Source organism: Halomonas sp. IOP_6, from assembly GCF_021151565.1.
GTDB classification, from domain to species: Bacteria; Pseudomonadota; Gammaproteobacteria; order Pseudomonadales; family Halomonadaceae; genus Vreelandella; species Vreelandella alkaliphila.
In genome coordinates, this window is the sequence record NZ_JAIRBO010000001.1 from 75,741 (window position 1) to 101,660 (window position 25,920).

Here is a 25,920-nt window from a genome sequence, read left to right on the forward strand (position 1 = left end):
GTTAACCGCGCTTAAATGAGGGTTCCCTAACCCCTCGGACTTGCAAAAAAAGGCCAACCTGCATGTTTGCATTAACCGACATCCAGCACCGCCGTTGCCTTCTGGTAATGGTCGCGTTTCATATTGGTATCATTGCCGCCAGTAACTACTTGGTTCAATTGCCATTTACCCTGTTTGGTTTTCATACCACCTGGGGCGCGTTCAGTTTCCCCTTTATCTTTCTTGCAACGGACTTAACGGTTCGTTTGTTCGGGAAAGGGCCTGCTCGCTCAATCATACTGCGGGTCATGTTTCCGGCGCTGGTGATTTCCTACGTTGTTTCGGTAATTTTTCCACGGGGAAGCTTTGCCGGTATCGAAGCCTTGGGTGAATGGAATTTATTTGTTGCCCGTATCGCGTTGGCTAGTTTCCTTGCTTACGTGCTAGGCCAGTTGCTCGATGTTCAAGTGTTTGATCGTCTTCGTCAGTGGGCGTGGTGGGTAGCTCCTGTTTGCTCTACCGTATTGGGCAATCTAGCGGATACGTTTGCTTTCTTTGCGACCGCATTTTATAACAGCCCAGACCCTTTTATGGCCGAACATTGGGTAGAAATAGCCGTGGTCGACTACGCCATTAAGCTAGGCATTAGTCTATTATTCTTCCTGCCTTTATATGGCCTGTTGTTAGCGTGGCTAACGCGTCGGCTAGTCGTGTGGACAGGGCAAACTGACGCATCCCCCCAAACCGCAAACGGCTAGGCTTAACGACCAAGCATAAATCCAAGCGTAACGACTGAGGAGCCCGCATGTCTGATGATGCCCGTGTTGATCTTTATGTGATCGATTTACCCGACGAATCAGGTAGCGACGATCAACTGCCTCTTGTGGTGATCCACGGTTTGTTGGGTAGCGCCGATAACTGGCGTTCGCATTTAAAGGTTTGGCAGCGCAGTAGGCGGGTCATTGCTGTGGATCTTCGCAACCACGGTCGTTCACCTCATGCAGAAGGTATGAGCTATACCGCTATGAGCCAAGATGTGTTGGTGGCGCTCGATAAGCTTGGGATCGAACGCGCGCATGTACTGGGTCACTCCATGGGCGGGAAGGTGGCTATTACGCTGGCGCGTATGAACCCTGAACGCTGTGCGTCACTGATGGTGGCAGATATCGCCCCGGTAGCTTATCAGCATGGCCACGACGATGTATTTGCTGCACTCGAACGGGTAAAAGCGGGTAAACCCACTAACCGCCGTGAAGCCGATGCCTTATTGGCCGAGCATGTTGACTCCCGTCCAACTCGGCTGTTTCTTGCCACCAATTTAGTGCGCAATGAGCAGGGTGAGATGGAGGTGCGCGTTGGGTTGGATGAAATTCAACGTGGTTATGAAGCGATTATCGGCAAACCTGATGGTGACCGCGCTTTCGAAGGGCCGACACTGGTGCTTAAAGGCGCTGATTCGCACTACGTCGCAGATGACATGCTACCAGCGCTACGCGAAGTACTGCCACGCGCAAGAGTAGTAACACTTAAAAACGCCGGGCATTGGCTTCACGCCGATCAGCCAGAAGCATTCCAGCAAGCCGTTGATACATTTATGGCCGCCAACGCGTAGCCCTGCAGGCAACGCTAAGTAGCGTAGAGCTAGAGCGGCAGAACCGTCAGGTTGTGCCGCTCTGGTTCGCGTAAAAAACGGTTTAGGATGCGATAGGTATCCACATCAAATTTAGCAGTGACTCCCTTTAGCCCCAAGGCACGCTGTTTGGTCGTGGCGCTGCCTAAATAGCACCAGTGATCGACCACATGGTGGCTAGTTGGGCCATTTTTACGGCTTTTCTCGCGAATAATAATTCGCCCCGGCCAAGGCCATGTTTTTACTTGAAAAGCTGCTAATGCTACTTGGGCGCGCTGCGTGTGGCTTTCAAGTGGCTCCTGCCCGCAGCAGGCGCCTCGACACTTGCCTAACTGATTAGCAAAACACCGTCCTGTTCCCTTATCTATTCCGAGCACTTGCGGGCAAAGCTGATGTGTTTCGGCAATATTACGCAGCGCATCTTTAGCTTCTTTGGCACTGCGAAACAGCCCAAAGAGCTTTCCCGGCTGAGGCTGGCTGATGGCTTTGCCGCTGACCAGCGTTGGGCAAGGTTGATCGGTTGGCCAATACCACGTTTTTAAATGCCCCTGACGGCGTAACTGTCGGTTCATAATCGGCATCAGCTCTTTGACTAGTTGAGCCTCTCTTAGCTGGGCGCTTAAATCGCCAGCGGTTTCTTCCCACTCAATGTGCTGTATTTGCTGGGCAAGGCGCATTTCTTTGTCGTCCTGGTGGTCGCGCTGGAAATGGCCAAGCACGCGGCTGCGTAAATTAATGCTTTTGCCAACGTACAAGGGAAGGCGGTTGTGACCATAAAACAAATAAACCCCTGGAGAAGCAGGAAGCCCGGTTAGTTGCTCACTGGGTAAATGTGCGGGCAGGCTTCGGTGGCGCTGCTCATCGGCTAGAGCGGCTTGCCAACTGCCAGCGTCATACTGCTGCTGCCAGGTTTCCCACAGCTTCCAAAGCGCAGTGGCATCATCCTCTGCCCGATGCTGGCGGGCTTGTGGAATGTTGAAATGCGCCAATAAGGCGCGGAGATTGTGCTTGGGCAGTTCAGGTATTAAGCGGCGGGAAATGCGCAGTGTGCAGCGGAGTAGCGGCTGATAGGTAATATCGGCACGCTTGAACTCGTTGCGCAGAAAGCTGGCATCAAAGCGTGCATTGTGGGCTACAAGGCAGTCTTCACCGAGCCATTCGCGCAAGCTGTGCGCAATGGTCTGAAAAGAGGGCGCATCAATCAGCATTTCATCATAAATGCCGGTGAGCTGGCTAATGTGAGAAGGCACGCTGGTGCCAGGATTAATCAGGCTGACCCAGCGATCCACTATGTGATCATTGACTACCTTTAAGGCAGCAATTTCGGTAATGCGGTCACGCGTCGCACGGGTGCCTGTCGTCTCAACATCAATAAATATCAGTGGTGTGTTACTCATGGTGCTTGCGTCATTACTACCTTATTTCAGCGTACATCGGTCAACGTATGAGGATTGACGGCTAGCCGGGCAACCGGCAATGCTGTTTCGATAATACCTGCTTGCTCAAGATAGTGTTCGAATGATGCATAGCGTCGGGCATCAAGAGCCGCCGGACTAATGGCAATGCGGCGTAATAGGTCGTCCCAGGCGGCTTCGTTAATCGCATTATCCAGTACAGGATGGCTGCTAATCAGCAGTGACCACGCTGCTTCCGGGTTTTCGATAATCCAATTGCTCGCCTCTTCCAAAGCAATAAGGACACGTGACCAAGTGGCTGATCGTCTTGTTACTGTGTCGCTATTTGCCAGTAGTATCAAACCGTCATGACGCGGCACGTCAACGTCGTTGTAACGTACGGTGTGGGTGATAATGCCATCTGACGCCAGCTGTTGTGGCAGAGTGTGATAAAAGCCATCGGCGATTGCATCAACTCGGCCTTCTCGCAGGGCACTGGCAGCATCAAAGTGGACGCTTTCCGGCGGGGCGAAATCGTCGATTTGGCGAAATGAGGTAGGCACCAGCTGATCTGCCAGCACATCACGCCCTTCGCGGGTGGAAAAGCCATAGTGCAACCCTGCAAGTTGATCGGTAGTTTCGCCTGTAGGGACGTCTCCCGCCACGATGACAGCATTTAGTGGTGTCTCAATCAGCGTGCCAATACGGGTAATAGCGGCACCATCGTGAACGTGTAAATGCAACAACGGCTGACGCGTTAACGCCAGATCAACTTCTCCCGCCGTCAACAGTTTGATCGCGATAGATGGGTCTGCGGGGGTTAATAATTCAAGTTCAAGTCCATGGGCAGCAAACAGGCCACGCTGCTTCGCCACAATTAAGGCTGCGTGCTGAGGGCTGACATACCAGTCTAGCATTAGACGAAGCTGCTTTAAGGGAGGCGGCTCTAATGGCGGTGGTGGTGCAAGCGCCATGCTGGGCGCTTCTTCCGGGTCATCTTCTGCTGCGTCATTGCCTGTAGGTGGCCATAGCCCAATGGGCAATGATACCTCGCTCTCAAGCGTAAGCGGCTCACTGCTACTAACTGTTTCGCTGTCTTCATTTGCGTAAGTGGCTGAAATTGAAAATAATAAAAAAATGCTTAATGTGAAGAATACAAGTGAACCGACACGCCAAAAAGCGTTCAACATAACCTTAACTCCCGATGGTATGACGCCGGAGTTTAGCTGTGAGGTGAAGGATCTGGCTAGCCCCTGTAAGCGACAAGCCTAACAAGCTCAGTAAATTGTACGGTGGCATGTAATAATAGAACGGCATTGATGGTGAGACGGAGAGACATGGACGCAATTTACACGTTCTTCTTAGTAGGCGGTTCCCTGATGGCGCTCAGCATTTTAGCGAGCCGTCTTTCTTCAATGATGGGAGTGCCGCTGCTACTGATTTTCTTAGGACTTGGCATGCTGGCGGGGGAAGAGGGCCTGCTAGGGGTTGAGTTTGACGATTACACCATGGCGTTCACGATTGGCCATCTAGCGCTCGCAATGATTCTGCTGGATGGCGGCCTTCGCACTCGATTAAAAACGTTCCGTGTCGGCTTTAGGCCTGCGCTCTCGTTAGCCACCTTTGGCGTCTTTATCACCAGCGCTATTGTTGGTGTCATTTCCATGTGGGTGTTTGACCTTTCCCTAGTACAGGGATTGCTTGTTGGGGCAATTGTTGGCTCCACCGATGCCGCAGCCGTGTTCTCGATGCTTAGCGGCCGTGGGGTTAACCTCAACGAGCGGGTAGGGGCCACGCTGGAAATTGAATCGGGTACCAACGACCCGATGGCCATTTTCCTCACGTTGATGTTGGTCGAGCTGTTGGTTGGTGATATTGGCGGCATTGGCGAAACACTGCTGTTCTTCATTTCCCAGTTTGGGATTGGTTTAGTTGTTGGTATTGGTGGTGGTTGGCTAAGCGCTAAGCTGCTGCGTTGGTTAGATCTAGCCCCGGGCCTTTATGCCATGCTAGCGCTGGCGCTTGGGTTTAGCGTGTTTGGATTAACCAGCGTGCTAGGCGGCAGCGGCTTCCTGGCCATTTATTTAGCAGGGTTGATGATTGGTAATCAGCCTGGGCGCCACCTTAACTTTATTCTTCCGGTACACGACGGGTTGGCTTGGCTGAGCCAAATTGGTTTGTTCCTGGTGCTGGGCTTACTCGTCACTCCAAGCCAGCTCTGGGACGTGGCATTGCCAGCAGGGCTAGTTGCGCTAGCACTGATTTTTGTTGCACGCCCCCTTGCGGTGCTGATCACTATTAAGCCATTTTTCAAATTCCGCTGGCGAGAAACCTTCTTTATTGCCTGGGTTGGCTTGCGGGGCGCGGTACCTATCGTGCTGGCTATCTTCCCGTTAATCGGCGGGGTAGAAAACGCCTCGTTGTACTTTAACGTAGCGTTTGCGGTGGTACTGATGTCGCTGCTTATTCAGGGCGGTTCGCTAACATTTATGGCGCGATGGCTGAAAGTAGAAGTACCCGTAGGTACCACGCCGAACCGCCGAGGGCCGCTGGGCATAATGCCGGATAATGATTTTGAGATGTTTGTTTATGTGGTTGAAAACGAAGACTTAGAAGATGTTCCTATCCGGCTACTGCGTTTCCCTTCGGGCGCATTGATTTCGGCGCTATTTCGCAACCACGTTATGCTTCACCCCAAAGGGAGTACGCGGCTTAAGCTTGATGATGTCATTTGTGTCATTGGCCGTACCGAAGACCTAGTCGCGCTCAATCGCCTATTCAACGGCGATGCAAAGCTTAAACAAGAGCGGGCCTTCTTTGGTACCTTTACCTTGGATGGCGAAGCGCAAATGCAGGATATTGCCCAAGCCTATGGTTTAACCTTAAGCCCCGGCGAGCAGGACATGACGCTTGCGGAGTTTATCTCGCTACGCGTCGGCGGCCACCCAGTAGTCGGCGACGATGTCGACTGGCATGGCATTCACTGGGTGGTTAGTGAAATGGAAGGCGGGAACATTACCCGTGTTGGCTTAAGGCTCTACTAATTAACCGGAAAGGCGTTGACTTCCAAGGGAAAGCTGTTATTATACGCACCCATAAGCCGGAGGGATGGCAGAGCGGTTGAATGCACCGGTCTTGAAAACCGGCATAGGTTAATAGCCTATCCAGGGTTCGAATCCCTGTCCCTCCGCCACCTCGATTATAAAGCCCCGTTTTTACGGGGCTTTTTTCGTTTCTAGGCTTTCTTTTTCCTTCCTAGCAGCGCCTCGATACTCTCCATCGGTTATTTAACGTGATGAGAACGTGATCGAACTTGGCTACCGCGTCTCTTGCCCGGTATGGCGTAAGGTGCGTATTTCACTCGGTCATGTTGAGAGAGCTGACCTAAGCAAGCTGTTAGTGAATATCAACCGCGCCCGTAACCAGGTCAACGAGTATGCCTCATTGAAAATTCAGCTACTAAGAATTCGTTGGTAAAAAAAGCCATTGCCGTTTGAGTTTTTTTCAATCGCTTAAAGTCAAGCTATCTCTTTTAATTTGTAGCTTAAAAGCTACAATGCATTATGACTGAACTTGCCCACTACCTTACCGCTGATGGCTATGACCCTTTTCAAGCCTGGCTGGTTGCCACTAAGGCTAAAGATCGTCAAGCCGCCATGCGGGTGCTAACACGCCTTAACAGGCTAGCGGCAGGTGGTACCAAGACAGTAGGCGATGGGGTGTGAGAGCTGTGCATTACCATGGCCCTGGCTACCGCGTTTACTACGCCAAGGTAGGGGCGCGCTTAGTAATGTTGTTAATAGGTGGTACCAAACAGCGCCAGCAGTCTGACATCGAATAGGCAAAAGCGTTTTTGGCCGACCACAAAAGGAGAATACGTCATGAAACGTCATGATGAAGCAGTTATTGAGATGCTGCGCACTGACCCCGGTATAGTTCTGGACTACCTGCGAACAGCGTTTGATGAGCTGGACGAAGAGGGGGGAGAGTCAGCCTTCCTGATGGCGCTGCGTCATGTCGTTGAAGCTCAAGGTGGAATGGCGCTGGTAGCAGAACGTGCCAAAGTATCACGCGAAAGCCTTTATCGCGCCTTGTCCCCCAAGGGCAACCCAACACTTCGAACTATGACCGCGGTGATTAAAGCCACAGGCGTTAACTTCCGCGATCTTACTCATCAAGCGCCAGCAAACTAAAACCACTTAAAAGAAGTGTATCGAAGCGCACGAAGCTATGAAATATCAAAAACTGCACATAATTGGTGGTCCGGGAAGCGGAAAGTCATATATTGCTAGAAGGCTTTCAGAGAAATATGGTCTGCCCCAGCACGATTTAGATGACATATTTTGGGACCGAAACCATACGGATTACATCAGGTCTAGCGACGAGGCACGGCAAAGAAACTTAGAGTCAATCCTGTCGAATGACGCCTGGATAATTGAAGGGGTCTATTATAAATGGCTAGAGAAGTCCTTTGAGGGCGCCGATAAGATAATTGTTCTCAATACGCCAGTGTTGCTGAGGCAATGGAGAGTTCTGCGGCGCTATTTGGGCTACAAACTTTCACGTAGCCACGAAAAAGACGAAACGTTTGCAAACCTTATTGAACTGATATCTTGGAACCAAAAGTACGACCGGGACAATCTGGTACGGTTTTATGCATTTTCCAAAGCTCAAGCTCATAAAATAGTAGTTTGCAGCAGTTTCTCTGAGGTAGAACGAGCAGTTAATGCATAACCAAACCATCAATTACGCTCCCTTCGGTCGTAGAACGCTCGTTCCTCGCGCCGTTTATGGTGGGCATTAGCCGGAAGCAGTGGCATCAAAGGGATCTATGAGAACCAGAGAAGCGGAAGCAACGGACCTAGAAGCATTATTGGTACTGAATGAGCAAATAGGTACTTTACATTTCGAAAATGCACCAGAAGCATTTACAAAGCCTTCCGCCGCTGACAAAGAGTTTTTAAAAAATGCTCTGAGTGATAAGTCAAGGCTGTTTTTGGTAGCAGAAGTAGAAAGTAGAGTTGTCGGATTTCTAACGGCAATAATCACTAAAAACGAGACAATACCGTTTCTAGTTAGCTGTCCGGTTTGTCGTGTAGGGACGATAGTCGTTGATGAAAAGTATCGTGCTTCAGGCGTTGGCACAAAACTTATGTCGGCATGTAGCAAGTGGGCTGCCTCGCAAGGCGCGGAGCAAATCAGGCTAGAGGTTATGGCCTTTAACCAATCAGCACAAAAGTTTTATCAGAAGCTAGGTTTTAAAGATCACTCCCACATCATGTGCAAACTTATCGGCTAATAAGTGGTTCAAACAGTTCGCTTCGCTCACTACTCCCCACAGCCTATTCACTCATAACGTTCCATCGAAGCGCTCTCAAGCGCTTTTTTAGTTGAGTGAGATGTGGGGTAATTTTTTGTGACAGGTTTCGCTTCCTAAGCTACTGTCATCTTAAGGATTGTGAGTGATTGCGATAGGCTGGTTTCGACCTTAAGTCACGTTGAGTAGCGCTAAAAAAGGGAAGTAAGCATGTTTAAAAAAAGCAATTTATTCTCTATTTCGACTGCTGTAGCGCTTTCTCTGCTGCTAGTTTCCTCTACGCTGGCCAGTGAGGCCAGTGAGGCCAGTGAGGTCAGTGAGGTCAGTGAGGTCAGTGAGGTCAGTGAGGCGAATGGAGTGTATAGCGAGACGGCAACAGGGATGGTTGAGCTCGTTGTTCAAGCAATCTGTGATGGCGATATAGAAAGACACCTTGGGATGCATCAACGGAAAATTGAACCAGATCCCTATTATGAAGAGAAATTTTCTATCTTCCATGAAGCATGTAACGATGCGGGTATTGCGGAGATTGAAGTAACCTCGGATTTTGATGATGACGTCATGCAAGAGCAGAAGCGACGCTATTTAATTGACGCGAATATTGTGATGGGAGACGGGGCTGTTTACACAACGTCGATTCGAGTGGCTTGGGGCTCAATCCAGGGGGCAGAAGGCAGCGAGCCCGTTGAGACGTGGAGATTAGCTGGGCTAAGTAGAGTACAAGTACCCATTCTTAATGAAGCACTGTCTCGGAATTAGATTTAGATTGTTCTCTACTTAATACAACGACCCCAGGGGTAAGCGTAGCGTGTTATCCCTGGGGTTATAGTTGTTGAGATAGTGACAGATCTTAGATCTTGATGTCGTAGTCGACGTATTTGTTCATTAGCTCGTCGTAGGTACCGTCTTGCTTGATTTCTCGCAGTGCCTCATTGAACTGCTCCGCCAGGGCTTCATTGCGAGGATGGAAGGCTGCCGCCACGCCATGTCCGAAATAGTGCTTGGGCTCGCGGATCAGCGGCGAGCTGGTAACAATCCCACTGCCTTCAGCGTTAACTTCAAGCGATGACAGCGCTAGTGGGTAATACATAAAAGCTGCGTCTAAACGACCTGTTCTAATGTCTACCGCGAGATCTTCGCCTGTTGCATAGCGCCGTACGTCAACGAGATCGCCATAGGTGTCGGTGATGTACTCATCGCGGATGGTGCCACGCTGAACGCCTACCGATATGCCTTCAAGGGCGTCGTGATCCTCAATATCGATCTCTTTGCCTTCCTGAGTCACCCAGACACTAGGGTTGCTGTAGTAGGGTTCTGAGAACAGCACTTGCTCGCGGCGCGCATCGGTGATTGCCATTGAGGACATGATGGCGTCGTATTTGCGTGCTAATAAGCCGGGGATGATGCCGTCCCAGCCTTGCTCTACCCATTCGCACTCACGCTCGATGCGTCGACATACTTCTTCACCCAGCTCCACCTCAAAGCCTGTTAGGGTGCCGTCGGGCAAGCGATACTCAAAAGGCTCAAAGGGAACATCAACAGCGAGGCGAAGTGGATCGTCGGAGTAGGCTGGAACGGCAAATAGCAGTGATGTAAGCGCCGTTGCTATTCCTATGTGACTGCGGGGCATAGACTTTCCTTTTTTCGTTTTTATATAAGGTGTTGATTAAGTAATTTTGCATGATTCGCGTAATAGGTAAAGTTCTTTATAGAGGCTTGTTAAAAGCTTCTGAGGAGTCAGGGTCTTTTGTCGTTCCCAGACGCTTAGCTTTCGCGATTTAGCCGTTTGGCTTTATGATTTTGATCGTAATGGCCACTACTGTGCATGTCAGGGCAGGTAAAACAACGTCTAATACCGAATCCAGCGTCCAGCCACGCCAAACACCTTCAAATATGCCCACCGGTAACGTTTGCCCCCATTCCCAACCACGTTGAACGGCTAACCTGTATTCATGTTGTGCAATCTCACGTCCAAGCAACAGTGCTACCGCGATGGCACCGGTGACTCTTGCGTTTGCAAAAGGAAGTAGAGCCATTTGAATCAGTAGCGCGACAAACACATGCTCTAAATGGGTAATATTCACATTAGGCTCCAATATGGCGCTCGTGCGGATAATTCAGTGTGCACTATAATGCTCATTAATTCTTTGTTGTGGTAATTGTGTGCGTTAAACTGCTCATAAGTGATCGGCGGAAGAGTTTTTGAGCACTTTACTGCGCATCAATAATTTCGGACATCAGCGGCTTTCGGCATGGGTGATTCGTGAAGTTAACGATACAGGTTCATTTTGAACAAGCGTGGCATGATGCGGCTGAATTGTCGTTGCCTAACCCTGAGCAGGGTACTCGTGGGGAGTCTCGGCTGCGCTATGCGACTGACTATGCCGTTGAGTGGCTATTTCAAGATGACCTGCACGCTTGCAGTATGCGGTTGCCTATCGAGTTAATGCTGACCCATGAATCGCCACACTGGTTCGGTTTCTTGGAAGACATTATGCCGGCCGGAGCTAGCCGACGTTTTTGGGTGGATTATCTAGGGCTTCACGATTTACCGGTTGGGCAACAGGATGCTGAATTACTGGCACGTGGCACTATCGCGCCGGTCGGTAACTTACGAATCAAAGAATCAGTGCCTGATCTCTCCGTAAAGAAAGCCTTAGAGGAGCGACGGTTTCCGCTGCAAAGCGTTGTAGAGCGTCAGGTGGACTTTTTAGAGTATGCCCAGCAGATGGGGGCGGCCAGTGGTGGTGCCACTGGGGCTGGCGGTGAAGCGCCAAAATTGCTGCTCAGATTGACGAACGACGACCACGTTTGGATTGATACCTGGCAGGATGAAAGCCACCGACCTGACCTACCCATGCTGGTGAAATTTCCACGCGGTAAACGCTCAGCTGACGATTGCGACATCTTGAGAGCTGAATATCACTACTATCAGGAGCTTGCATCGTTAGGGGTGGCCACGATAGATACCGAACAGATGCGTTTGGTGGAGGGAGAGCGTTACCCGTCTCTGTGGTTACCCCGTTTCGACATGCAGTACCTCGACGGCACTTGGGTTCGCTATGGCCTGGAGTCAGTCTACTCCTTGGTAGGCGCCGCGCCGGGCACTTTCCTTCATCATGGCGAAACAATTCGCCAACTAATTAGTTTGCTGAAGGCTCAATATCACGTGCAAGAACAAGGCGCCGTTTTCGATGGCGAGCGCTTTGCTTTGGAGTGGATTAAGCGTGATTTGTTGAATATCGCTTTCGGCAACTCTGACAATCATGGCCGGAATACGGCGTTATTGAAGCGCCCCGAAGGCATTGAACTTGCCCCCGTATATGACTTCGCGCCCATGAAGGCTGACCCCGAGGGTGTGACACGAACAACGCAATGGGGAACGCCCCTGGAAGTTGGCGGGGAGTACGATTGGCGAGGAATTGCCGACACCCTGGCAGACGTTGTCGATCCAGCGCGAGTGATGGAAGAGCTCCGTGCGCTTGCATTGAAGCTAGAGGGCGTCGATGAACGCTTGGCTGCCCGTGGAGTTCCACCCCGAATCCTTGATATGCCTGCAGTCGGCCTACGCACTATCAACACTCGACTCAAGCGCTGGGGGTTGCTATGAAGCGCTATTCTGATGATCGCGAAGAGGCCCTGGTGGCTCTGTTGAAACGCTTCTATGCGGGGGAAATCACCGATGGAGCATTATTGCGTGCGTTACGCCGCGATGTGCTGGGATTAAACCAAACACGTTATGCCGCCTTGGTGGGCATCAGTCGACGAACGTTGTCGGATCTGGAGGGTGATAAAAATAATGTCACCCTAGAGGTTAAGAATCGTGTATTTCGGCCGCTAGGGTTAGAAGTGAGTTTGCTGCCGCGTAAGCGTGCTCTGTTGGAGCAGATATTGGCGTTCACCGAGTAACTTGTTTCCTTTTAATGCCCTGCCATTTCCTCAAATCTCTACTGGTTATGCTGAAATAGTTTGCTGAGTAAAGAGAGCGAAACAGGGCGTTTACTTGTGCAGTATTGGAGAACAATATAGGCCGTCTGTTCTAGATACTAATGAGAACAATATTTATTAAGGATGTGTTATGCCGATCTATACCAACATTGAAGACCTTCGTCGCCATTACGCCCGCCGTACACCAAAAATGTTTTATGACTACGCCGAGTCGGGCAGTTGGACAGAGCAAACCTTTCGTGAAAATACCAGCGACTTCCAGCATATTCATTTAAAACAGCGTGTTGCGGTCGATATGTCCGGGCGTTCTACGCGAAGTTCTATGCTGGGCGAAGATGTGGCTATGCCGGTTGCGCTTGCACCTGTAGGGCTAACGGGAATGCAATCGGCAGATGGCGAAATTAAAGCAGCACGGGCGGCTGAAAAATTTGGTGTGCTGTTTACGCTGTCGACCATGTCGATTTGCTCGATTGAGGACGTCGCAGAACACACTACGCAGCCGTTCTGGTTCCAGGTGTATACCTTAAAAGATGATAATTTTATGCGCCGCTTGTTTGAGCGTGCCAAGGCGGCTAACTGCTCAGCTGTTGTGGTCACTGTCGATTTGCAAGTACTGGGGCAGCGCCACAAAGATCTCAAAAACGGACTCTCTGCACCCCCTAAATTGACCGCAAAATCGATTGCCAACATGGCGACGAAAATTCCTTGGGGTCTGGAGATGCTGAAAACCAAGCGTCGCTCATTTGGCAATATTGTGGGGCATGCCAAAGGGGTTACTGACCCTTCCTCATTGTCAGCGTGGACAGCAGAAGCCTTCGATGTATCGCTGGACTGGAAGCGTATTGCGCAATTCAAAGAGTGGTGGGGTGGTAAGCTGATTGTGAAGGGCATTATGACCCCTGAGGATGCGCGCTGTGCCGTAGAGATAGGCGCTGATGCCATTATTGTTTCTAATCATGGCGGACGTCAGCTTGATGGAGCAATGAGCTCGATCCGAATGCTGACAAGTATTATCGATGAAGTGGGTGACGAGATAGAAGTCCATCTCGATTCTGGTATCCGTTCGGGCCAGGACGTGCTGAAAGCGTTGGCGCTGGGGGCTAAGGGAACCTACATTGGGCGTGCTTTTACCTATGGTTTAGGGGCTGCCGGTGAAGAGGGCGTCACCAGGGCGCTACAGATTATTCATAAAGAGCTTGATACCACAATGGCGCTATGTGGAGAAACAGATGTTAGCCGCTTAGGCCCTCATAATCTTTATGTGCCGCATGGTTTTGCTGATCCTACTGTCAAGCTTTAGACCGCGCTCAGTGAGGTCTACGTTATATCCAAAGTAATAAAAGAAGGGTGCCCAAATGGCACCCTTCTTTTTTGTTACAAGCAATTTGTGACAAGCAATCAACAGATTAACTGGTAGAGCCTCAGTGGTACCCTTCGCCCACTTTGACCTTGCCGCGGAATACCCAGTAAGACCAGGCGGTGTAGGCCAATACGATAGGGATTACAAACAGCACGCCGATCAGCAAAAACAATTGCGACTCAGGTGCTGAAGCGGCATCCCAAATTGTATAGTTTGGCGGTACGATAACCGGCCATTTACTGGCGATGAGGCCTAGGTAGGTAAAGATAAATAGGCCCAATGTTGAGACAAACGGTAAGCCTTCCTGCTGGCGTTTGACGGCACGATAAAGAGCGCCAGCGCAGACCATGGCAAGAATGGGGAACAGCCAAATTAGGTGGATCTGGTTCATCCAGCGGTCACGCACTTCTGGACTAACCAGCGGTGTCCACAGGCTAACAATGCCAAATACCACCAATACCGCTAAGAGTAATTTTGGTGTGATGCGATAGGCCCACTGCTGGACATGGCCTTCTGACTTCAGGATCAGCCACGTAGAACCAAGCAGTGCGTAGCCCGCCATTAGTCCAAGCCCCGTCAATACAGTAAAGGGCGTCAACCAATCCAGTGCGCCACCGACATAGCGAAAGTCTTCGACAGCAAACCCTTGGATGTAAGCGCCGACGACCGCGCCTTGAGCGAAGGTCGCAATGGCAGAGCCCCAACAAAATGCGCGGTTCCACCAACGGCGGTTTTTCTTAGACTTGAAGCGAAACTCGAACGAGATGCCGCGAAAAATCAAGCCAGCCAGCATTAGGAAAACACCGATATAGAGCGCGGGCAAAAACACGGAATAAACTAAAGGAAAGGCGCCGAGCAGCCCTGCACCACCTAGTACTAACCAAGTCTCATTGCCATCCCACACGGGAGCAACAGAGTTCATCATCACATCGCGTGACTCTTCATCAGGCGCGAAGGGAAACAAAATCCCAAGCCCTAGATCGAAGCCATCCATCAAGACATACATAATGACGCCAAAGCCAATAATGGCAGCCCAGATGAGTGAAAGATCAATACTCATGTGTTGGCTCCTTCCAAATCATCATCAAAGGGGGTGTGTGCTGCTGATAGGGGGCGTTTCGGGCGTTCAACCTCGCCTTCAACTTCAGCCTGTGTTTCTTCTTTCATGCCATTGCGCACAACGCGCGTTAGATAATAAATACCGGTAAAAAACACCACGCTGTAAACAGCGATATAGCCAATCAAGGTAAACAGCGCCATACCGCCAGTAAGGGAAGGCGTTAACCCTTCCGCGTGAGTCATGACGCCATACACTAACCAAGGCGCACGTCCTGATTCGGTAACAATCCAACCACCCAGAACCGCAAGGAAAGGGGATGCAATCATGACGGTAAGCGTTTTTAAGAAAAGCGGGTTTTCATAGACACGCCCCTTACGACGCAGAAACAATCCAGTCAGCGCAACAGCAATCATCAGCAAGCCAATGCCTACCATGACGCGGAAAGCCCAGAATACAATGATGACAGGAGGCTGCTCTTCTATCGGTACTGCGTTAAGCCCCGGAACTTCACCATCGACATGGTGCGTCAGAATCAAGCTGGCAAGGTTGGGGATGCCAATTTCAAAATGATTGGTCTGGGCTTCTTTATCAGGAATAGCAAAAAGCAGAAGTGGCACATTGGTTTGCGTTTCCCAGTTACCCTCCATGGCGGCTACTTTCGTTGGCTGGTGCTCCAAGGTGTTCAGACCGTGAAAATCGCCGACTACCGCTTGTGCTGGCGCTAAGATCAGCAGTAACCACAAACACATGGATAGCGCTTTTTTGTTAGCTTCAACATCACGCTTGCGCAGTAAGAACCAGGCGCTAACACCTGCAACGACGAACCCGCCGGTTAGGAAAGAAGCCATGCCCATGTGAACAAAGCGATACCAGAAGGAGGGGTTAAAGAGTGCTTCCATCCAAGAAGTGATATGAAACCGACCGTCGATCAGCTCAAAACCTGCAGGAGTTTGCATCCAACTGTTGGCAGAAAGTATCCAGAAAGAAGATATAAACGTGCCTACAGCAACCATGATGGCAGCAAATAAATGCACACCTTCAGGTACTTTATTGCGGCCAAATAACAGTACGCCTAGAAAAGCAGCTTCTAGGAAAAAGGCCGTTACTACCTCATAGCTGAGGACAGGACCTAAGAAGTTAGATGTGGCGTAGGCAAAGTTGCTCCAGTTAGTACCAAACTGAAACGACATAACAATGCCTGATACGACGCCCATGCCAAACACAACGGCAAACACTTTTGTCCAGAAGAGCGCCAAGCGATCCCAAGCGGGGTTTTCCGTTTTGTAAAACAGGCCATGCAGTAGCGCGATGTAGGAAGCCAGACCGATAGTAAACACCGGAAAAATGGCATGAAAAGAGACAACAAAAGCGAACTGCAGCCTTGAAAGCAACAGAGGATCTAATTCCATGGCGACCTCCTAGATCGTGTGGCATGAAAGTATTGAAAATCAGTAGTTGTCGCAGGAGCTATATTCTTAAAGGCTATGGCTATATTTCTTTAATCATTAACAATAGTAGTTGAAACCACTCTGCGACGTAAGTTGAAAGTATCTAATGATGCATGGCGTATTGTCGCATCTATGAGAACGCTGCACACAAGTGGCTTCTGCTTTAGGCGAGCCCCAGGCGATATTTCTGCCATAATCAAATCTGCTTACAAATTTTGCTAAGCTATTCAGCTGTTTTTTTGCTGGCGCTTTTCCTCCATGTCTTCAATCCCGTCTTCATCTCTGCCTCCATTTCGACCTTCGCGCTGGCTGCCAGGCGGACATTTGCAAACGCTCTATAGCCCGCTATGGCGGACATCGCCCCAATTACAACGCCGGCGGGAGCGAATGAGGCTTCAAGATGGTGATTTTATCGATGTGGATTGGTATGGGCCTGAGGGTGAGTCGGCGAATTGTGTACTGCTGCTTCATGGCCTAACTGGCAGTTCTTCTTCACTGTATATACTAGGGCAACAACAAGCGTTAGCGGCGCGCGGTTGGCAGAGCGTGGCTGTCAATTGGCGTGGCTGCTCTGGTGAGCCAAACCATCGTGCCAGGGGATATCACTCTGGCGCGAGTGAGGACTTAGCGGACGTGGTTCAGCAACTAACGTTACGCTATCCATACAAATTGTTTGCCGCGATAGGTTACTCATTGGGTGGCAATGTGTTGCTCAAGTATTTGGGTGAAGAGGGTGGCAATACTCCGTTGCAGGCGGCGGTAGCAGTATCGGTACCGTTTCGGCTAGACCACTGCGCAGACCGAATAAGTAAAGGCTTCTCCAGAATTTACCAGGCCCGTTTCCTGCGAGACTTGCGCCAGTATGTTGAACATAAACAGCAGGTGTTTTTATGCCAAGGGCGAAGGGAAGAACTGGCGCGTTTAGCGGCGCTTGAAACATTACAAGGTATGAAGACGTTTTGGGACTTCGATGGCCGCGTTACTGCGCCACTGCATGGCTTTGAAAGTGCTGATGACTATTACCATCGCTGCAGCAGTGCTTTCTTCGTGGAGCACCTTCGTATTCCAACGCTCATTGTGCATGCGCTAGATGACCCTTTTATCTACCCACAGAGCGTTCCTAATGCGGAAACTTTGCCAAGCAATGTCACCCTGGAGCTTCATGCCTCGGGTGGCCATGTGGGCTTTATAGAGGGTCCTCCGTGGCGGCCGCGTTATTATCTTGAACACCGATTGCCTGACTGGCTGCAGTCGCAGGTTTGTAGCCAGGGTAAAACGCATAACACTAGCGCACTACTATCCAATTAACGTCAATCACCCTGAGGTTGCTATGTCCGTGTTCTTTGACCGATTAAACGGTGTCTCGTCTCCTCGTATTGGCTTGGGATGCATGAATCTTTCCCATGGCTATGGGCAGTATGTGCCAGAAACAGAGGCGCTTCGGGTATTGGAAGAAGCTTTTGATATGGGATACCGCCATTTTGATACGGCGACGCTCTATGGTGGAACAGCAAATGAGCGGTTGTTGGGGCTCGCTTTAAAAACAAAAAGGCACCAGCTGTTTCTCGCCAGCAAGTGTGGAATGGCATTGGATGCTGAAACAGGGAAGCGCATTATCGATGGTCGCCCCGGCACATTGCGTCGCCAGTGTGAAGAGAGTCTGTCACGACTGAAAACGGATTATTTGGATATTTACTACCTGCATCGCCTAGATCGCAGTGTTCCTATTGAAGAGAGTGTTGGGGCGCTGGGCCGACTAGTGGAAGAGGGTAAAATTGGTGCGGTTGGTTTATCTGAGGTATCGGCAGAAACACTTAGTAGAGGTAATGCGGAATATCCAGTCGCAGCAGTACAGTCAGAATACTCACTCTGGACACGTAATCCCGACATTGCTCTGAAGGATGTATGTGCGGAGCTCGGTGCCGCCTTAGTGGCGTTCAGTCCACTTGGGCGTGGTTTTCTGACGGGGGCAGTGGAAGAAAGTACCCAGTTTTCGACAGGGGATATGCGCGCCGGAATGCCTCGCTTTAGTAAAGACAATTTACCTCACAATATAGCTTTGTTGGATGACGTTAAAACAATGGCTAGGCGTCTTGAGATCTCACTCGCACAGCTGGCGCTAGCTTGGTTAAACGCCCAGGGCCATCATATTGTGCCTATTCCTGGTTCCTGCTCAGTGACGCATATACGCGAGAACTTACGCGCTGAAACGGTCGTACTGGATGACGCAACAGTGACTCAGCTCAACGGTATGCTGTTGCCGAGCCAAGTCGCTGGCGCTCGTTATAGCGATGCGCAACAAGCCGATATTGACACTGAAGAATTTGCGGATTAATAGAGTAAATTGATAGGGCAAATGGTGATTTTACCAAACACCGTTGCTTTCTTTCCGCCTAGGACTATTATTCGCTACCAACGACGATGTTGTTAGCCCACCAAGGAGCACTGCCATGTTAAAAGGTCTGATTATTTGTTTTGCCGTGCTATTTGCACAGTTGGCGGTGCTGAACGTGATCGATGCACGTCTCTATAACGCTCAGGATGCGCGTCAAGCAGCGACAATGCAGCATTTACCTCACAAGGAAGAAGACGACGATAACGTTTCACCGCCAGCAGTGAAGCTGTAAGCAGAAGAGGCGAAGATAATCACGCCAAATGTGGCACGGTCAGGGGAATTTTATAGCGCATTTCTATGTCCAAAGTGGTGTGGAATGTTAAGCATAGTCAACGCTGGAGGAGCAAGTGCCTTAAAAAGCAGTTGTTTGCGTGGAAGACAAATACTTGCGTCTGGAACTTGGTAACGGCATCCTTGTCCGTTGTTAGTATTACCATTAGGGAGCATAGATAAATGGCTTTTAACGATTCGAACACGGCGAGAGCGCAAACGCGCAGCGAAGTAAGTAGTGTTAGCGCTAATAAAGTTCTGCGTAACACCTACGCGCTATTGGCCATGACATTGCTATTCTCTGCAGTCACCGCTGGTGCCTCTGTCGCAATGGGCATCCAACAAATGAACATTTTTGTGTTCTTTATCGGTGCATACGGGCTGATGTTCCTGGTTCACAAAACGGCCAATTCAGCAGCTGGTCTGCTGGCGACTTTTGCATTCACCGGATTTATGGGCTTTACGCTTGGCCCAATCATTTCCGCCTATCTTACGTTGCCTAACGGTGGCGCTTTGATAATGAATGCATTGGCAATGACTGGCTTGACGTTTATTGGCCTTTCTGCGGTTGCATTAACCACCAAGAAAGACTTCAGCTTTTTAGGTAATTTCCTAATGGCTGGTGCCATTGTGTTGATTTTGGCCATGGTAGCTGGGCTGATCTTCAATATTCCTGCGCTTTCATTGATGGTTTCCGCTGGTTTTGTGCTGTTTGCATCAGCTGCGATCCTCTACCAAACCAGTGAAATTGTTCACCGGGCGGGAGAGACCAACTACATCCTCGCAACTATTACGCTTTATGTTTCCATTTATAACCTGTTCATCAGTCTGCTCTCGATTTTAGGCATTATGAGCAACGATTGATCAACCCCTGCAGTACTATCGCGACAGACCCTACTTGCTAGGGTCTGTTTTTTTTAGGGCGGACTGTATCGAGATAATCCGATGGAGTATGGCTTATTGGTCATGGGGGCGCCGTATAGTAGTGCAGCCCCTCATTCCGCGCTGCGATTTGCCCAAGCAGTGCTAAATGAAGGACACCACATCAAGGGCGTTTTTTTCTATCAAGATGGCGTTCATAATGCCTCCCGACTAATGTCTCCTCCACAGGATGAGCTCAATATGCGAGATGCTTGGGTTGACCTGCATCATCAGCACGGGGTGGCATTAGATGTATGCATCGCGGCGGCGTTACGCCGTGGCGTGGTGAGTGAAGCAGAGGCAAAGCGGCACGGGAAAGTGAACTTCAATCTTGAGCCACCCTTTGAATTAACGGGGCTAGGACAACTGCTTGAGCTACAGCAGCGCTGTGATCGTTTGATTACGTTTGCTTAGTAGTGAGAACAGGGCTGAAAACAGGGCGACCAGAGTAGATAGGTAGGACTAAGATGGCTGAAGCAAATGAGCGACTTATCGTTATACGACATGCGCCCTATAGCTCAAATGAGTTGCGGGAAGGGCTGGATGTTGCGCTAGTGTCTGCTGCCTTTGGGCAAGCTGTTGATCTGCTGTTTTTAGGGCAGGGGATATTCGCGTTACTCAAAGAGCAACAGGTTGGCGCGCCTGGCCAAAAAGCCACGCTACCGACAATTAATATGTTAGAAATGTACGATATAGAAAACATATTAGTCCCTACCGAGACTCTACAAGCCTTCAATATAGCCACTGATCAGCTGGTTGAGGGAGTTACCCTAGTCTCGCCTTCAGACGTGCCAGACCTATTCCAGCGTTATAATTATGTTCTTAATTTTTAATTTTGCGCTCAATTTTTAGCAGAGTAGCCAATAACTATGCTGCATATTCTGAATAAACCTCCCCATAGCGATGCTGCTGTGCAAATGCTTAACGCACTCAGCAATGGCGATTCTGTTGTGCTGATAGAAGACGGCGTGCAGGCTGCGCTCTATCCTGAATGGCAAGGCTGGGCAGCCAATACAGCGTCGATTTTTTTGCTAGCTGAAGATGCTATTTCGAGAGGGGTTCACTCTGTTGCCACAAGCCATGGGCTGCCTTTGATAGAGATGGATGGCTTTATTAGGTTGACCGAGCAAAATGAAAAGATCATTTCCTGGTATTGAATATGAGTAATCAAAGTTTATACCGTTATCTCGATTTATCACAAAAAATTCAACTAGATCCTGAGGGATATCTAGTTAAGCAGGATCAGTGGAGCGATGAGGTTGCTCAGTTACTCGCTGAGGATGAAGGGTTAACTCTCACAGAAAAACACTGGGAAATTATTCAGCTGGTGCGCGATTTTTATGGTCGATATGAAATGGCACCCGCAATGCGGCCCTTAGTGAAAGCCACAAAACAGGCGCTGGGTGATGAGAAGGGGAATTCGATTTATTTAATGACGCTGTTTCCGGGGAGTCCACCAAAGCGTATTGCTCGCATCGCTGGCCTTCCTAAGCCCACAAACTGTTTATAGCTATTTTTTGCGGTTATTTTGAGCAATACGAAATCTTGGCGTTAGACCGAGTCGCCCCGTGTGCAAACAGAAAGCACGACCGCATCTTCTGGGCTGGTAGAAACAAGGGCATGCCCCATGTCGCTATCAAAATAAATACTATCGCCTTCGGCGAGCAGGAGAGGCGCATAAAATTCTGTGTATAACAAAATATCGCCTTCTAAAATCATCAGAAATTCTTCACCGTCGTGTCGAACCCACTGATGATACTCATCAAAACTGCGTGCTCTAACAATGGTCTTGAAGGGAATCATGCGCTTTTGAGCAAGCTGATGCCCTAGCAGCTCATGCTCGTAGGTAGGGGTAGGGTGCACTTGGCCCTTGCCCTTACGGGTAAGATCTCTACGCCCCATGGTATAGCGCTCACGCTTCGGCGGCGTAAATAGCTGGGGCAGGTCGATGTTCAGGCCGGTAATAAGTTTTTGAACCACACTGAACGTAGGCGACACTTGGTCATTTTCGATCTTGGAGAGCGTTGAGCGTGCTAAGCCTGTGCGCTGGCTGACGTCTTCCAATGTCCACTGGTTAGCAAGGCGAATCTGTTTTAAACGTTCCCCCAGGCGTAAAGGTTCGACAAAGGGCTTTCGCCCAGAGGCTATGCGCAGCGCAGCATGCTCTTCAGTAGTAGCGGTCATAAAAAGCCACGTGAGTAAACGTCAATAAAACCGCATGTTATCACAGACGCTCTGTATCAAGGTCGCCGTCGCATGACGGTTTCTCAATAGTGATTGGCATACGTCATGGAACATCCGTAAAGGGCAAACCCAATAGCGCTTTTAAGTGAGCTTCTGCTCCGCTAGCGAGGGTTTTCGGGTTATATCCCCCCTCAAGTACTGAAACTACCCGGTTTTCTGCATAGAGGGCTGCAATCTCCATTGCTAAGTGGGTTATCCAATAAAAGTCCTCATCTTCTAAACAGATGTCTCCCATAGGGTCGTCGCGATGAGCATCAAAGCCTGCAGAAAGCATGACTAAGTCTGGTTTGAACGCATGGAGAGCGGGAAGCCATTGTCGTTCGATAATGCGTCTAAACTCTTTACTATCAGTGCCTACTTCCAGCGGCGTATTGACCACATTCTGCCATTCACTGCGTAAATAACGCCATGGGTAAAACGGATACTGGAAACTCGTGCACACCAGTACCTCTGGATCATTTTTGAAGATATCAATCGTGCCGTTGCATTGATGGACATCAAAATCGAGTATTGCGATACGTTTAGCACCATATTTTGCTTTTGCATGGGCCGCACCGACGGCAATGTTGTTATAGAAACAAAACCCCATCGCATCAGCCGCTTCTGCATGATGCCCTGGTGGCCGTACTGCGCAAAATACGTTGTCAGCTTGGCGCTTAAAGACTTGATCAACTCCGCGAATGACGGCTCCTGCGGCCACTCTCGCCGCTTTTAGGCTATCGGGGTTCATCATTGTGTCGCTATCGAGTGTAACGATGCCTTCTTTCGGCAGGCACTTCTCTAACGCATTAAGGTGCCTTGTTGGGTGCACTCTTGCTAACGCCTCGTCACACGCCTCTTTGGCGTCCGCCTGCATGGTTTGTTGAAGAAGGCCTGCTAGAGATAGGCGTGCACGAATCGCTTCAAGCCGTTGAGGGCTTTCAGGGTGCTCAGGCCCCATATGGTGCAATGCGCAGTCTGGGTGAGTAAGGTAGGCAGTAATCATGCAAGCGCTCCGAAGACAATATCGCCACCTTAATCGTCTCAGGGGCTTGCGCGACAGTGTCAATAAGTCGTACACAGTGGTTATTAATTTCAGGGGAGACGCATTCGTGAGCACACGTTTTTTGCATCATTTTTTCGAACCGCGCACAGTGGCCGTGTTCGGTGCCTCTGAAAAGCCAGCCTCGTTGGGTGGTTTAGTGCTCAGTAACCTCCAAGAGGGCGGTTTTAGGGGGAAAATATGGGCGGTCAATCTGAAAGGATATGACACAGTCTTCGGCGTGGATTGCGTCCGCACCGTGAATGAACTGCCAGAAATCCCTGATTTAGCGGTTATCTGTTCCCCAATCGATGGTGTTCCTAGTCTTATCAAAAAACTTGGGCAGTTTGGTGTTAAAGCTGCTTTGGTGCTTTCCGGTGGTGCCTACCTTGATCGTGAGACGGGCAACAAAGGCTCAATCCGGCAACGTATGTTGCAGTCGGCGATAGAGTCGGGTATCCGGGTGCTAGGGCCCGAGTGCATGGGGCTGATTGTGCCTGGGAAGAAACTGAATGTTTCCTATGCCAGTCAGCCAGTTCAAGCAGGCAAGGTGGCCTATTTAGGGCAATCGGGCATGTTGGCAAATGCCATGATTGATTGGGCTGCTGGCCGCGATGTTGGCTTTTCACACTTGATCACGGTAGGTGACAGTGTTGATGTGCTACTGCCAGATTTGATTGATTATGTGAATCAGTTTTCTCCAGCGCAAGCGATTCTGCTACACCTTGAGCGCGTGATGGATGCTCAGCACTTTATGACCTCCGTACGTGATGCATCGCGTAACCGCTTGGTAGTCGCCATCAAGAGTGGGCGAACGCCACAGTCTGATATTTCGGGTATGGCTCCCACACCAGGTATTGCTAATCGTGATGTGGTGTTTGACGCGGCTTTCGCTCGAGCGGGCGTTGTTCGCGTCAATGATTATGATGAATTGCTGGATGCGCTTGAAACCTTATCGCGCATGAAGCCGCTTCGCGGCGACCGATTGGCTATTGTGTCTAATGGCTTAGGGCCCGCCATGCTGGCGATCGATAAACTGATAAGTGCGGGCGGTAAACTGGCGGAGTTTAGCGAAGAGACCCAGCGTGTGCTGCATAAAAGCCAGGTAGATATGAGCAAACCCGGTGAGAACCCAGTGGATTTAGGCGGCAACGCGACGCCAGAGCGTTTTGTAGAAGCGTTAAAAATTGTCACTGCCGATCCAAATGTGGATGCCGTACTGGTGGTTCACGCGCCTACTCGTTTAGCGCCCTCATTGGCCACCGCTCAGGCGCTGATTGATCATCGAAAAACATTTAAACGTAACTTGCTGACGAGTTGGATGGGGCTGAAAGAAGCCCTGAATGCTAGGCATGTGTGCAATTTGGCGGGTATCCCCACCTATACATCGCCGGAAAAGGCAGTGAAAGCATTTATGCATATGGTGGACTATCAGCGTGTTCAGGCGCTGCTGCATGAAATTCCGCCTAGCTTACCTTTTTCCACCAGCGCAGAGATTCGTGCGGAGTGTCGCGCGCTGATTAAAAATGCCAAAGCGGAGGGGCGGCAAACGTTGACCCATTCAGAAACAGCCCAAGTGCTAGAAGCCTATGGCATTCCTGCCGCACCTAGTGTCTATTTGGCTAATCCGGAAGATGCCTTAGCGATGGCAGATCATTTTCCAGGTCCTAAGGCGCTAAAAGTCATTCACGAGGGCAATTGCCGCCCTTATCGCTACCGTAAACACCCCCATAAAATATCCGCGGGTCTACTGCAAGATTTAGAAACGCCGGAGCAAGTGGCCGAAGGGATCCGTCAGCTAGGCGATAAGGTGCGCGAGAAATTCCCCGAATATGCTATTCGCGAATACTGTTTGCAGCCAATGCAGCGTGGTAAACACTCAATGCAGATCTGTGCCGGGATCACTCGTGATCCTGTGTTCGGTCCGCTGATTGTTTTCGGGATAGGTGGCTATAAAGTGAACGTGCTAGCGGATCGTCAGATTGCGCTACCACCGCTAAACATGAGTTTGGCCGCTGACGTGGTGGGTAGAACCCATGCGGCTTCATTGATTCGCGAGCATTCGGCCGACCCCGAACGAGATATCCAGCGGCTCTGCCAACTGTTGGTCAAGCTATCCCAAATGGCTTCTGACTTGGGCGACTTGAGGGGGCTCGAACTCAATCCTTTGCTGCTGAACCGTGATGGGATGTTAGCAGTGGATTTTGCCATGGACTTAGGCCCGCCTGCGCGTTTTGCCATCATGCCTTACCCTGAAGAGCTACGTGAATGGGTAACGCTGACAAATGGATGGCGGGTAGAGGTTCGCCCCATCCGCGCGGAAGATGCCCCTCTGATTACGACGTTCCACCGACAGTTATCAGAGGAGAGCATTCGTTTTCGTTATTTCCATAATAAATCCAACCTAACCCAGCGTGATTTGTCGATTCTGTCGCATATCAACTACGACCGACAGATGGCCTTTATTGCCGAACATCAGCACGATGACGGGAGTAAGGAGATGTTGGGTGTCGTTCGGGTATGGAATGATCCCGATAATATTCGCACGGAATTTTCGGTCATTATCCGTGACGACTTGCAGGGGCTGGGTATTGGTAGCCTGTTAATGAAAAAGATGATCGATTACTGCACCAACATTGGCACGCTCGAAATGATCGGCAAAATTATGGTAGATAACCATCCCATGCGCGCCTTGATGAAGCACTTGGGCTTTAGATGTCGCTACAACATGGAAGAGCAGGTGATTGATGCCGTGCTCAGGTTGAACGAGCCTGAAAGCGAATGGCAGCGTCACCGGTTGGAGAGTCAGCCTGACTAAGCTATTGCTGACCCAAATAAGCCTGTCTCAAAAGAGGCAGGCTCATTCATGGGATGGGTAAATCGAGTGAAAACAGTGTCTAAATTAAGAAGCCACTAAATTAATGGATTTCTTA

29 protein-coding genes and 1 tRNA gene are annotated in these 25,920 nt (G+C 50.1%); 22 read left to right on the forward strand and 8 right to left on the reverse strand.

The features are described 5' to 3' along the window. Positions 1-62: 62 nt before the first annotated feature. Together K7H08_RS00355 and K7H08_RS00360 are read left to right on the forward strand one after the other, a co-directional pair. On the forward strand, positions 63-737 hold the full coding sequence (locus K7H08_RS00355; RefSeq protein WP_231656914.1) for a 7-cyano-7-deazaguanine/7-aminomethyl-7-deazaguanine transporter: 675 nt from the start codon (positions 63-65) through the stop codon (positions 735-737). Between the two features lie 47 nt (positions 738-784). Continuing rightward, positions 785-1,591: an alpha/beta fold hydrolase gene (locus K7H08_RS00360; protein ID WP_038484052.1), complete on the forward strand. Its 807-nt coding sequence runs from the start codon at positions 785-787 to the stop codon at positions 1,589-1,591. Positions 1,592-1,620: 29 nt separating this feature from the next. Here the strand turns inward: K7H08_RS00360 and K7H08_RS00365 are convergent, their stop codons facing one another. Together K7H08_RS00365 and K7H08_RS00370 are read right to left on the reverse strand one after the other, a co-directional pair. Then, positions 1,621-3,006 (reverse strand): 3'-5' exonuclease family protein, encoded by a 1,386-nt coding sequence (locus K7H08_RS00365; protein ID WP_038484055.1) that lies wholly within the window; start codon positions 3,004-3,006, stop codon positions 1,621-1,623. A gap of 26 nt (positions 3,007-3,032) precedes the next feature. Continuing rightward, positions 3,033-4,193 (reverse strand): ABC transporter substrate-binding protein, encoded by a 1,161-nt coding sequence (locus K7H08_RS00370; protein WP_038484058.1) that lies wholly within the window; start codon positions 4,191-4,193, stop codon positions 3,033-3,035. 147 nt (positions 4,194-4,340) lie between these two features. Between K7H08_RS00370 and K7H08_RS00375 the strand changes: the two genes are divergently transcribed. The 8 genes from K7H08_RS00375 to K7H08_RS00410 all read left to right on the forward strand — a co-directional run bounded on the left by K7H08_RS00375 (position 4,341) and on the right by K7H08_RS00410 (position 9,079). Next, positions 4,341-6,047, forward strand: coding sequence for a potassium/proton antiporter (locus K7H08_RS00375; RefSeq protein WP_038484061.1), 1,707 nt, complete (start codon positions 4,341-4,343; stop codon positions 6,045-6,047). Positions 6,048-6,105: 58 nt separating this feature from the next. Further along, positions 6,106-6,196 (forward strand) — tRNA-Ser (locus K7H08_RS00380). A 110-nt stretch (positions 6,197-6,306) separates the two neighbouring features. Beyond that, complete coding sequence (locus tag K7H08_RS00385; RefSeq protein WP_167541175.1) at positions 6,307-6,480, forward strand: hypothetical protein; 174 nt, start codon at positions 6,307-6,309, stop codon at positions 6,478-6,480. Positions 6,481-6,566: 86 nt separating this feature from the next. Then, positions 6,567-6,728 carry a hypothetical protein gene (locus K7H08_RS00390; RefSeq protein WP_231656915.1) on the forward strand — a complete coding sequence of 54 codons (162 nt, stop codon included), beginning with the start codon at positions 6,567-6,569 and terminating at the stop codon, positions 6,726-6,728. A 156-nt stretch (positions 6,729-6,884) separates the two neighbouring features. After that, the gene (locus K7H08_RS00395) at positions 6,885-7,196 is read left to right on the forward strand and encodes an addiction module antidote protein (RefSeq protein ID WP_038484152.1); all 312 of its coding nucleotides are present in this window, start codon (positions 6,885-6,887) and stop codon (positions 7,194-7,196) included. 37 nt (positions 7,197-7,233) lie between these two features. Continuing rightward, a complete protein-coding gene (locus K7H08_RS00400) occupies positions 7,234-7,737 on the forward strand; it encodes a hypothetical protein (protein WP_231656916.1) in 504 nt (167 codons plus the stop codon). 97 nt (positions 7,738-7,834) lie between these two features. After that, on the forward strand, positions 7,835-8,302 hold the full coding sequence (locus tag K7H08_RS00405; protein WP_038484158.1) for a GNAT family N-acetyltransferase: 468 nt from the start codon (positions 7,835-7,837) through the stop codon (positions 8,300-8,302). Positions 8,303-8,530: 228 nt separating this feature from the next. Next, positions 8,531-9,079, forward strand: a complete 549-nt coding sequence (locus K7H08_RS00410; protein ID WP_231656917.1) for a hypothetical protein — start codon at positions 8,531-8,533, stop codon at positions 9,077-9,079. A gap of 91 nt (positions 9,080-9,170) precedes the next feature. On the opposite strand, the gene K7H08_RS00415 is transcribed toward K7H08_RS00410, so the two are convergent. After that, a complete protein-coding gene (locus tag K7H08_RS00415) occupies positions 9,171-9,950 on the reverse strand; it encodes a transporter substrate-binding domain-containing protein (protein ID WP_095602917.1) in 780 nt (259 codons plus the stop codon). Between the two features lie 148 nt (positions 9,951-10,098). Further along, positions 10,099-10,404: a hypothetical protein gene (locus K7H08_RS00420; RefSeq protein ID WP_231656918.1), complete on the reverse strand. Its 306-nt coding sequence runs from the start codon at positions 10,402-10,404 to the stop codon at positions 10,099-10,101. Between the two features lie 179 nt (positions 10,405-10,583). On the opposite strand from K7H08_RS00420, the gene K7H08_RS00425 reads away from it, so the two are divergent. The 3 genes from K7H08_RS00425 (at position 10,584) to K7H08_RS00435 (ending at position 13,568) form a co-directional block, all read left to right on the forward strand. Further along, positions 10,584-11,930: a type II toxin-antitoxin system HipA family toxin gene (locus K7H08_RS00425; RefSeq protein ID WP_231656919.1), complete on the forward strand. Its 1,347-nt coding sequence runs from the start codon at positions 10,584-10,586 to the stop codon at positions 11,928-11,930. Continuing rightward, positions 11,927-12,229, forward strand: a complete 303-nt coding sequence (locus tag K7H08_RS00430) for a helix-turn-helix domain-containing protein (protein ID WP_089038352.1) — start codon at positions 11,927-11,929, stop codon at positions 12,227-12,229. Before K7H08_RS00425 ends, K7H08_RS00430 begins: the two co-directional genes overlap by 4 nt. 169 nt (positions 12,230-12,398) lie before the next feature. Then, the gene (locus K7H08_RS00435) at positions 12,399-13,568 is read left to right on the forward strand and encodes an alpha-hydroxy acid oxidase (RefSeq protein ID WP_231656920.1); all 1,170 of its coding nucleotides are present in this window, start codon (positions 12,399-12,401) and stop codon (positions 13,566-13,568) included. A gap of 121 nt (positions 13,569-13,689) precedes the next feature. On the opposite strand, the gene cydB is transcribed toward K7H08_RS00435, so the two are convergent. Further along, positions 13,690-14,688 (reverse strand): cytochrome d ubiquinol oxidase subunit II, encoded by a 999-nt coding sequence (gene cydB / locus K7H08_RS00440; protein ID WP_038484179.1) that lies wholly within the window; start codon positions 14,686-14,688, stop codon positions 13,690-13,692. Beyond that, positions 14,685-16,097, reverse strand: a complete 1,413-nt coding sequence (locus tag K7H08_RS00445; RefSeq protein ID WP_038484182.1) for a cytochrome ubiquinol oxidase subunit I — start codon at positions 16,095-16,097, stop codon at positions 14,685-14,687. Before K7H08_RS00445 ends, cydB begins: the two co-directional genes overlap by 4 nt. Positions 16,098-16,394: 297 nt before the next feature. Here K7H08_RS00445 and K7H08_RS00450 point away from each other — a divergent pair, with 297 nt between their 5' ends. From K7H08_RS00450 to K7H08_RS00485, 8 genes are all read left to right on the forward strand, one after another. Then, entirely contained in the window at positions 16,395-17,444 is a 1,050-nt protein-coding gene (locus K7H08_RS00450; protein ID WP_231656921.1) for a hydrolase, read from the forward strand. A 22-nt stretch (positions 17,445-17,466) separates the two neighbouring features. Next, complete coding sequence (locus K7H08_RS00455) at positions 17,467-18,471, forward strand: aldo/keto reductase (RefSeq protein WP_231656922.1); 1,005 nt, start codon at positions 17,467-17,469, stop codon at positions 18,469-18,471. A 115-nt stretch (positions 18,472-18,586) separates the two neighbouring features. Beyond that, entirely contained in the window at positions 18,587-18,763 is a 177-nt protein-coding gene (locus K7H08_RS00460; RefSeq protein WP_167457121.1) for a hypothetical protein, read from the forward strand. Between the two features lie 221 nt (positions 18,764-18,984). Beyond that, entirely contained in the window at positions 18,985-19,665 is a 681-nt protein-coding gene (locus K7H08_RS00465; protein ID WP_038484188.1) for a Bax inhibitor-1/YccA family protein, read from the forward strand. A gap of 81 nt (positions 19,666-19,746) precedes the next feature. Beyond that, positions 19,747-20,136 (forward strand): sulfurtransferase complex subunit TusD, encoded by a 390-nt coding sequence (gene tusD / locus K7H08_RS00470; RefSeq protein ID WP_038484190.1) that lies wholly within the window; start codon positions 19,747-19,749, stop codon positions 20,134-20,136. A 53-nt stretch (positions 20,137-20,189) separates the two neighbouring features. Beyond that, on the forward strand, positions 20,190-20,555 hold the full coding sequence (tusC, locus tag K7H08_RS00475; protein ID WP_038484193.1) for a sulfurtransferase complex subunit TusC: 366 nt from the start codon (positions 20,190-20,192) through the stop codon (positions 20,553-20,555). Positions 20,556-20,591: 36 nt separating this feature from the next. Then, positions 20,592-20,879 (forward strand): sulfurtransferase complex subunit TusB, encoded by a 288-nt coding sequence (tusB, locus tag K7H08_RS00480; protein ID WP_038484196.1) that lies wholly within the window; start codon positions 20,592-20,594, stop codon positions 20,877-20,879. A gap of 2 nt (positions 20,880-20,881) precedes the next feature. Then, the gene (locus K7H08_RS00485; protein WP_231656923.1) at positions 20,882-21,232 is read left to right on the forward strand and encodes a TusE/DsrC/DsvC family sulfur relay protein; all 351 of its coding nucleotides are present in this window, start codon (positions 20,882-20,884) and stop codon (positions 21,230-21,232) included. 41 nt (positions 21,233-21,273) lie between these two features. Here K7H08_RS00485 and K7H08_RS00490 read toward each other — a convergent pair whose 3' ends face one another. Next, a complete protein-coding gene (locus tag K7H08_RS00490; protein ID WP_231656924.1) occupies positions 21,274-21,906 on the reverse strand; it encodes a helix-turn-helix domain-containing protein in 633 nt (210 codons plus the stop codon). A gap of 103 nt (positions 21,907-22,009) precedes the next feature. Then, complete coding sequence (locus tag K7H08_RS00495; protein ID WP_038484205.1) at positions 22,010-22,951, reverse strand: histone deacetylase family protein; 942 nt, start codon at positions 22,949-22,951, stop codon at positions 22,010-22,012. Between the two features lie 106 nt (positions 22,952-23,057). Here K7H08_RS00495 and K7H08_RS00500 point away from each other — a divergent pair, with 106 nt between their 5' ends. Further along, positions 23,058-25,805 (forward strand): bifunctional acetate--CoA ligase family protein/GNAT family N-acetyltransferase, encoded by a 2,748-nt coding sequence (locus K7H08_RS00500; RefSeq protein ID WP_231656925.1) that lies wholly within the window; start codon positions 23,058-23,060, stop codon positions 25,803-25,805. The last annotated feature ends 115 nt before the right edge of the window (positions 25,806-25,920 follow it).